This window comes from Bacillus sp. FJAT-27231 (assembly GCF_001183975.1).
GTDB classification, from domain to species: Bacteria; Bacillota; Bacilli; order Bacillales; family Domibacillaceae; genus Pseudobacillus; species Pseudobacillus wudalianchiensis.
In genome coordinates this window covers 1,555,406-1,562,121 of sequence record NZ_LFZU01000001.1, presented here as the reverse complement: position 1 = coordinate 1,562,121, position 6,716 = coordinate 1,555,406, and the positions used below count along the sequence as shown (strand labels likewise).

At 37.0% G+C, this 6,716-nt stretch carries 6 protein-coding genes and 1 pseudogene; 1 reads left to right on the top strand and 6 read right to left on the bottom strand.

Annotation, left to right across the window (positions count from 1 at the left end; translation table 11 throughout):
* Positions 1-221 precede the first annotated feature (221 nt).
* The 6 genes from AC623_RS07430 to AC623_RS20765 form a co-directional block, all read right to left on the bottom strand.
* Positions 222-512, bottom strand: a complete 291-nt coding sequence (locus tag AC623_RS07430; protein ID WP_049661870.1) for a hypothetical protein — start codon at positions 510-512, stop codon at positions 222-224.
* A 322-nt stretch (positions 513-834) separates the two neighbouring features.
* Entirely contained in the window at positions 835-1,185 is a 351-nt protein-coding gene (locus tag AC623_RS07425) for a DUF2200 domain-containing protein (protein WP_049661869.1), read from the bottom strand.
* Between the two features lie 79 nt (positions 1,186-1,264).
* On the bottom strand, positions 1,265-1,627 hold the full coding sequence (locus AC623_RS07420) for a hypothetical protein (protein ID WP_049661867.1): 363 nt from the start codon (positions 1,625-1,627) through the stop codon (positions 1,265-1,267).
* Positions 1,628-2,486: 859 nt separating this feature from the next.
* Entirely contained in the window at positions 2,487-3,779 is a 1,293-nt protein-coding gene (locus AC623_RS07415; RefSeq protein WP_197090951.1) for a hypothetical protein, read from the bottom strand.
* Between the two features lie 177 nt (positions 3,780-3,956).
* Positions 3,957-4,667, bottom strand: a complete 711-nt coding sequence (locus tag AC623_RS07410; protein WP_049661865.1) for a DUF421 domain-containing protein — start codon at positions 4,665-4,667, stop codon at positions 3,957-3,959.
* A gap of 371 nt (positions 4,668-5,038) precedes the next feature.
* Positions 5,039-5,746 (bottom strand): hypothetical protein, encoded by a 708-nt coding sequence (locus tag AC623_RS20765; protein WP_053104083.1) that lies wholly within the window; start codon positions 5,744-5,746, stop codon positions 5,039-5,041.
* Between the two features lie 678 nt (positions 5,747-6,424).
* Between AC623_RS20765 and AC623_RS22160 the strand changes: the two are divergent.
* Positions 6,425-6,574, top strand: a pseudogene (locus tag AC623_RS22160) (DUF2935 domain-containing protein); the annotation flags it as partial.
* Between the last annotated feature and the right edge of the window lie 142 nt (positions 6,575-6,716).

Below are 6,716 nucleotides of genomic sequence, written 5' to 3'. Positions count from 1 at the left end.
TTCGTCCTGAGCCAGGATCAAACTCTCCAAAAAGATTGTTTGCATAGCTCATTTAAAAATAAGAATTAACTTACTGGCATGTATTTTGTTCAGTTTTCAAAGATCAATTCGTTGTCGTTATCAGCGACAGCTATATTATAATAGCATCTATAAATGATAGTGTCAATAACTTTTTAAGAAAATCTTTTTCTCAACAGCATTATTTTTAACAGCAAGAAGAACTATATCATTCTTCTAAATATGAAGTCAATTAATTTTTCCGGTCTAATAATGAGTTTTTGATGCTGAGTAGTGGCAGAATATAAGAAGCATTCCAATAAAGGAAGACACAAATATTCAAAACTCCAACTTCCCAACCCCATTAAAAAAGAACGCTCTGATCTCATCGGAACGCTCAATCTACTTTCTTTTGTAACGAACACTGGACCGCAGTGGCAGGCAAGATACTCATTTAAGTCAAACAGATTTTTATGGATAGAGTTAGCTAGCGTTAATTTATTTTCTACAGCCATCAGTTCCCCCTTCATTACATGTTCTTGTCTCTATGATTGCCAATCTTGTATTCTTTTATACACACAAGTTTTCAAAAAAATTGATTAGCAAACCGTCCTTTTCCTTGATATCACGCTGCCTACACAGTTAACTTTTTTAAATGTCTCACCGTTCATTTTTTAAACTTAATGAACGTGAGAAACAGCCTTTTTGGAAGAGAAATAACTATTCTCAAAAGAATACCCCTTACAGCAGTCAAGTTAAATACTTTCTGTACTCTTTATTCATTAAAGCGCCCGATAATATAAGAAAGCTATTTTTAGGTAATTGGGATTTTAAGTATTATTTCCGCAAAATCCTTTCCATCGCTTTTCCTCTTGCTAACTCATCGATCAGCTTATCCAAATAGCGGATTTCCTGCATAGTTGGTTCTTCAATGTCTTCCACTCGAACACCGCAGACTACCCCTTTGATTAAAGCCCGTGAAGGATTCAGTTCGGGAGCTTCCGCAAAAAAGGTCTCAAAGTCTGTCTGTTTTTTCAGTTGCGCTTCTAACTCTTCCTGGCTATACCCTGTCAACCAACAGATGATTTCATCGACTTCTGTTTTCGTACGTCCTTTTTTCTCCGCCTTTGTCACATAATGGGGATAAACACTTGCGACACTCATTGTATAGACCTTATGTTTGGTCATGGTACATCTCCCTTTCTGTCTGTTTAAGTTATCGTTTTTGAGGTTTCCACACGTTTATCTGACCATCTAATTAACTCCATTAGCCGAAACTAATGTCAATCGCTTGAATAGCTAATTCTAATGCTTTCATTCTTCTTTCTAATAATGTTTTTTGTGGGCTGCCAGCCTTTGACTTAGCATAAATGTTCTTAATTGATGGGAATAAACCAACAAGAACATCGCGAGCTTCTGCCAAATCTTCCTGAGTGTAAGGGTGGGGTCTTTGATTCCAAACATTTTCTAGAATGGCTAAGCCGATATAAAGAGCTTTGAGTCGTTTCTTTAATAAGGTGGTACTTGCGGCTTTCTGAGTCATCTGAGCCAGGGCCTTTTCGGATTTACTGATTGTCGATTGGAAGGACTTTATAGATTCCAATTTATTTATATTTGATACGTTTTCCATGTTAGTACCATCCCCCTTCGTCTCTGAATAATTTTGCTTGGTACTCTATAAAATTGTTACAACTCTGTTGTCGCGGCAGGAGCAGTCGTAACGAAAGATATCCGGAGAATACGGTTGTTGCAGGAGTGCCTGCGACAGTTTTAAAAAAATGAACAATAATATAGAATGGGTTTAGGCACTCTTATATTTAAACGACTATATCGTTGTAAGAGCGGCAAATCATTTTGCATCCATTACCCAATACATAAAACCGCGTTCTGCTTTTAAATCGTGGTTTTATGTATTGGGGGGGGGTTTTGAAAATAAATAACTTTATTGTCACTTTACAAATTTAATCCACCGTACATTTTTTAAATCTCTTTCGTTTATTATTGAAAAGCCTATATGATGATTGTAACCATTGCCCTCAAAATACCTCTCTTTTTTCGTTCTTAAGCATCACAATGTTTTTGCTTTTCTGCAATAGGAGCCTTCATTCTGTTAAACTCCCTATTCAGGGTAACGCTAACTATTATATCTATTTCCTTCTAGAGCTTAAAGTAAGAATTCTTTAAATTTCTAAACGGTGGTAACACTGCAACTAGAAAAAATGAAAGGAGTTTGAATGTCATTGAGAGTTACTCATATACAATAACGTCCTCTATCTACTACAGTAATATTTCTACCGTCATATAGAACTCCCTCATCCCTCCTATTAAAAACCATATTTTTTGAGAGGAGTGAAATGGATCATTAAATTGGCAATTTCGATTTGTTTTATTCCAGGTTTTTTAACAAAATTGGCAAGTGGCAGAATAGAATTCTGCCACTTGCCAATTAATAATACCTTCAATAGTTCGGTGCAAAGCTAATCCCTCCATTAGTTATGGTTATATTTTTGTGAATTTTTCCCATTAACTATAATTTCTCCGCCAACGTCGAACTTCTTAACCCCGCCGCCCTCCAACGCGTAATTCGTAACATTGTCACCGTAAGTAATAATATCACCGTGAATGGTCAAACTTTCAACTTCACCACCTGATTTAATACTTATCGCGTTTGCCGCAAGCTTTGTTATTACACCTTTAACTAATGAATTACCCACAGATCCATATGTTGTTACATCTTCTTCCACAGTCATATTTCCAATGGGTCTGCTGACTTGTATGCCTATTGAGCCGTCACCATGAGTTGTAATGGATTTAAACTTAATATTTTCAACCGTACCGTCATATTGGTTAAATCCCCTAGCACCTAACCCATATGTAATAATATCTCGTGCCGTGAAATCTTTTACCGTCCCAAAGTTTACGAATCCTATACCGCTCGGGCCATAAGATGTGATTGGATAATTGCTAATCCATTTTTCGACTTTGCCCCATGTATCCAAAACCATATCATTCACACCGTAAGTCACCAGCTCACCATGATGTTCAACTGATTTTGCCTCAACACCATAAACAATGAAAACAGCAGCAGTAATGATATCGGCTGTGCCATAGGGTAGCAGACCATTTGAATATACAGCACCCGTAGTGAGTGTTTCCAAATTAACTCTGCCGCCTTCATTGCCAAAACCACTAACAAAAATACCCGAGCCAATAACCGGGGCATTTTTAAAGCCTATGCAGATATTTGTTAACCTGCATTCAATTATACTGTTTTCATTGGGATTAAAATTATATACGGTCAGTGCCCCTTGGTATACATTCACGCCATACTTTTGCGGCTGCTCACTGTAATGTCTTGAATCGCAAGAAGTAATATGTATATGATCTGCAATCAAATTTATCTTGTCTGTCCCTGACCTGGAAATAATTGAAACCTGCCCTGTAATATTCAAGTTTTCAAGGACAATATTCCCCATATCTGGAATGCCATAAACCGTATATATTGCTCGGTTAGTTTGTCTTGTCATAATGGTTAGGTTTGAGATGGTATTGTTGCGTGTCATACCAAAACCATCACTATTGTTAAAGCTCACCATACATGAATTGTTACTTTTTCCTATTAATTTGTAGCCCTCAGGTAAAGAAATGGAGTGAGGGGAAAGAATGGATGTTTCTATCTCCAAGGTTTGGGGGATATTTTCGGAAATGGCTTGCATCAATTCTAAAAGTGTAGTTACCCTTGTTATTTTCATTTTAAAATCACCCTTTAAACTCATTATCATCGAGATCGCTTTCTTCAGTTACGATCCCGTCGTCATCCACTCTAGCTTCACAGTCTTATCTGTTTAAGCACTGTAAATACTGGGCGACTCAATACCTCCCTGTGTATCAGTCCATATTTCATTCAATGAGAAATTCCATTTTCTCTATTGATGACAAAAATGTCTTCATCAGCATTTTCATTTATCATCTTTTCCGGGCGTGTAATAGTAGGGATCATTTTTATGACTTTTAATTTCGTTATCATCTATAAAGAGTGTTCCATTTTCTAAAAATGTAGCTAACATAATATCCTCTACATTTTTACCCATTTTTTCTACCTCGTTCATTAACCACTTTTGTTCAAGCTGCAGGTATTTTAAATTATGATAAATAATTTGACCATCCATGATCAACGGAATAGGAAGGTATTCTTTTTTTATCTTTAAATTTAAATCATTAGGCTGGATGGGCCGGTATTCCGACTTAGGAATCACACTAATAATTCCTGTTTCCTCCATCGTTGCCATAGCAATATACTGCGTATCCGCATACCCTTTTACTCTTAAACGCGACAATAATTCATTCATTGGCATACGTACCTTTTTCAGTCCTTTTCTATCTATATCACCATTTCGAATCAACACTGTTGGGCGTTCATACAGGAGCCACCTTAATTTATTATGTAAGGATAAACGAATGAAAATTTTATATAAAATCGCGATAATTACAGCATAGGTTAAAGCTTTGCCAACACTCTCGACTTCAACGGGGGAACTAATAATATTTGTCAAGACAAAAATATATAATAAATCGAAAGAGCCCATTTGAGAAACAGCTTTTTTTCCAGTCACTCTTATCAACAAATATCCTGTCAGGAAAATAATAATTCCATGATAAAGTGTTTCCAAAGTTGCCCCTCCTAAAACCACTGCATATAAAGAAAACATACTGTTTAACTAAAACAACAATCCCACTTTGAAAAAGATTATAAAGGTGGATCCTTACAAACTTAACATCCCCTAAATTAACCATCGTTATCATACTCTCCGTTTATTTCTCATCTAATCAAACTATGCTGCAATTTTCTCCTACTATGATATTGGTGAAAACAATATCTTTTGCAACTCATTAACATGTCTTCTTCTTAGGAGAAGACTTATCCTAAATGATAAATCTTCAATAAAGGATATTGAAGCTAATTCAAAATCCAATCATCAGCGCAAATGTAAAGTAAATAATGCCCACCTAACAACTAGGCAGGCATCATTTGGGCTTACGTTCACTTCAATCCGAGTTCCACTTGCTTAACAGTGATAGCCTTCATTAGTTCCTTATCATTGACAATGGTAACGTCCGGGTCCCACTGTTCGCCTTGAGGCAGCTTAAATTGGAATTTCTCTGCATACGGAGCCGGACGGTTCATCATATACTCGACGATTTCTTGTTTGATGAACTCCCTTGCTTCTTCCGGTGTCCGTTTGCCTGTCACAATATCATGCATCATGTTGATGGAAAGCGTATTGGCGCCTTCATTATCGCAGTGGACAGACACTTCGCCTTTTGTTCGGTCGATCACCAAGCTGCCTTCCAGTTGGGCAACAAGTCCTGCTTTGTCAGCTGGTACATGATAATCAATGACTTGCTCGAGCACATCGGTATGCGGTTCTGGGAAATCATGCGGCACTCCATCACGGAATGCGATTGTCCGTTTCCAAGGCCCGTTATTAAACCAAATAAGGTAACTCGGTGTTGCTTCATTCGGAGGCCCATAAAATTTGATGGTATTTTTGGCAGCCATCTTGGACGTGGCGGGCCACTCCTCGATGATACTTTTCACAGAATCTAAATCGACAAAATGAGTCGTATCTCTCTCTTCCCTTCCGGTCGCATGCAGTTTCTTGTTTTCAGCCATGGCGGTTGCCGCCAATTTTAGGCGGTCTTCACCAGGTGCCTGTTCTGCTGCAGTCTTTTTCAAATCTTTCGTCATCGAATCTTCCTCCTCAAATCATTGAACTTTGACCTCACACTCTCTCTTCCCTGCCCGGTTTACTCACAAACTTTCAGAGGGGTGTAGTACAAAAACCTTTTACATTCCTTCTCTATTTTCAATATAAAAATGATTTAATCATTCACAATAAAATGACGGTGATGTTCTCTTTAATTATGGTGATCAAACAAATTAAAGTTTGTCCAGATGACAGAACTTTGATAATATACCATAAAACTGTCGGAATACTGATAAAATTGAAGAAAAGAAGTAAACATTATCTCAAATGATGAACTATTTGAACTTGTTGTTTCATACAGTTACAAAAAAAACGAAATGGAAATAACTCTTGAAGGGATATAGCGGTAAAGATTTGATGAATATTTAGGTTGAACAGGCCACGATTCTCGTGATGGTGGAGATATGGAGATTAGAACAGCTTGCATCTTCAACTATTTTAGATGTTAAAGATGCTACCAAGACAATCATCGAAGAATTAAAGAATAATAACCTTCTTCATGAAAAAAATTGCGTATTTAAATCCTGAAGGAACAAAGTTTGATCTAATAGAAAAGAACATTGAGATATCTCAATGTTCTTTTCATTTACATAGTCAGATAGTATGAGAATCTATAATAGGATGTTCCATACACGAATCATTTTAGCTGCTTTGTGAGGATGGATCCATTTTTACAGATGGTAGTGGTCTCTGAATCGCCTGCTGCAAAACCCGAACCCCTTACTGAACATCTATTTATTGAACGCTCTCTAACAGAAAACAGATTCTGGCTCAGTATCATGAAAGAACATGCATTATTCCTCGGTGAAATTAACAGAGAAATTTTAAGGATGAAGTGAAGGGAAAAATGCTGATTTGTATGAAAAAGTTGAAACGCCTCTTCACACCATTGAAGCAGGTGAGGAGACTGAACCACTAGATGAACAGACTCTTAATAATACAGCAGACGAA

Coding starts and splice junctions, on each gene's coding strand:
- AC623_RS07420 (WP_049661867.1), bottom strand. CDS start 1,627: ATGGAAAACGTATCAAATATAAATAAATTGGAATCTATAAAGTCCTTC.
- AC623_RS07425 (WP_049661869.1), bottom strand. CDS start 1,185: ATGACCAAACATAAGGTCTATACAATGAGTGTCGCAAGTGTTTATCCC.
- AC623_RS07415 (WP_197090951.1), bottom strand. CDS start 3,779: ATGATAATGAGTTTAAAGGGTGATTTTAAAATGAAAATAACAAGGGTA.
- AC623_RS20765 (WP_053104083.1), bottom strand. CDS start 5,746: ATGACGAAAGATTTGAAAAAGACTGCAGCAGAACAGGCACCTGGTGAA.
- AC623_RS07430 (WP_049661870.1), bottom strand. CDS start 512: ATGGCTGTAGAAAATAAATTAACGCTAGCTAACTCTATCCATAAAAAT.